The sequence below is a fragment of the Algibacter sp. genome (assembly GCF_029245835.1).
GTDB lineage: Bacteria > Bacteroidota > Bacteroidia > Flavobacteriales > Flavobacteriaceae > Algibacter_B.
The window spans coordinates 1-1,763 of sequence record NZ_JAQWOO010000055.1 but is presented as its reverse complement, the minus strand read 5'-3'; the positions used below and the strand labels follow the sequence as shown (position 1 = coordinate 1,763).

General features: G+C 29.2%; 2 protein-coding genes. Both read right to left on the bottom strand.

The genetic code is table 11. The features are described 5' to 3' along the window. Positions 1-206: 206 nt before the first annotated feature. A complete protein-coding gene (locus P8K68_RS09145) occupies positions 207-356 on the bottom strand; it encodes a hypothetical protein (RefSeq protein ID WP_300249866.1) in 150 nt (49 codons plus the stop codon). 146 nt (positions 357-502) lie between these two features. Further along, positions 503-1,507, bottom strand: a complete 1,005-nt coding sequence (locus tag P8K68_RS09140) for a DUF3365 domain-containing protein (protein ID WP_300249864.1) — start codon at positions 1,505-1,507, stop codon at positions 503-505. Positions 1,508-1,763 lie beyond the last annotated feature (256 nt).

Sequence of the window (1,763 nt, the reverse complement as noted above, 5' to 3'; positions counted from 1 at the left end):
AAGTGAGTTTGGCGATATAGAAATCGCTTTGCTCTATTTTAACAACATTATTATTTACTATTAAAACAAAGAGCGTCAAAATAAAACCTAAATGACCAAAAATAAAAAGATCGCCTAAATTGTTTTTAGACGACCTCTTTAATTAATAATTTAATACTATATAATCTATATTGCTTATTTAGGACTTGACAAGTTTTAAACAATAACTATTTTTCCATTGGCTCATCTTTTTTTCTATCGCTAGTAGCCATAAATTTTACTAATAAACCTATTAAAACCAGGCATACCAGACCAAAAACAGCAATTATTATTACGCCGTTGTTCCAATTGTATAATGCTATATTTTGAGTTATCATGAGAAATGCTTTTGTTGTTTTAATTACAGTAAAAATATTAAAGCTAAATTTTATTTAATATGATATTTGTCAGTATCCTTAAAAATTAACTATTAGAGGTTTGTTTTGATTTATTAATTCTGAAATTTGCTCATACCTGACTTGATTTATTTATCAAAAGTAATACTCCAAATTCCTCTAACTTCATTGATGTTGTAACCAATTGCTTTATCCATAGGATACAAGTTCTCAATTTTTGTCAATGTTGATGTCTCGATAGTTTCATTAGGTTTTCCATGACATTGTAAGCACATTGTATTTGTTGTTATAGGATAGTAAACCGTTACATTATTTTCTAATTCTTTTATAATAGGACTTGCTTCTTTATTATTTAAAACAACTTGTTTAAATGTATTTATATGCGCTAATTCTTCAGTGTTTGCTTTGTTTTTTGGATTTCTGGGCTTGTCTGAAACTCTTTTAATTGCAGCATTATGTACCAAAGCCATACTATCTGTTAACGGATATGCTTTTTCATTGCAAAAAGCTAAAGCCTCTAATGTTCCTTTTGTTTGAATAGTTCCCATTAAATTCTTACCTAAAACCGCTTTTGTAGCTAAAGCATATTTTAAACCACGTTCTCCATAAGGTAAATCTTTAAAATTAGTCTGAACTTGTTGTTTGTGCATCCCATTTCCTTTGCCTTTTCCCATGCCTTTTCCATTACCCTTAACGTTCATTTCATTAAAATGCGCTTCAAACCATTCTGGTTGCTCAATATCAAAATCAAACATGTAATCGGCAATTTGCTCTATAGTTTCTTCAGGATAAGGTGTTTTTGGCATCACACCAAAACGTTTTACAGCGCCAAACATTTTTGCGTCTTCTTTGTTAGGGTTCTTTATCCAAGCTTGCATACTTGTAATAAATTCTTCTTTGGTTGTCTTGTTATCAATATAATGTTTTTTTATCGCTACCATAGGTGGTGCAATTCTATCATCATGGCTTGCAGTAGGGCTATGACAGACATAGCAATTAATTTCCATTAACTTTTTCCCCGGATGTTTGTTAGCTTCCATTTGTTTTTTGAAAGAAGTATACCCTTCTTTTTTTTGATTATTACAGCTAAAAATAAAGACTGAAAAGAGAATAAGTAATATGAAATTTTTCATGAGCTATTTTGTTTTGAATAATATAGTCTAAAATTAGGCGATACTATTGTCATGACTTGTAACATAAGTTACTTAGTTGTTTTTGTAACTAGGTAAATAGTAATAATTAAAAATTTTTTGAATATCCGTAATACATCACAATTAAAAATTTATTCATAAATTAGCTAAAAATTCCACCATATGAATATCTTCAGTTTTACAGCAAATTTTGATAGTGAAGCTTCTTGTATCGCTCACTTTAAAGCACATCGTGATA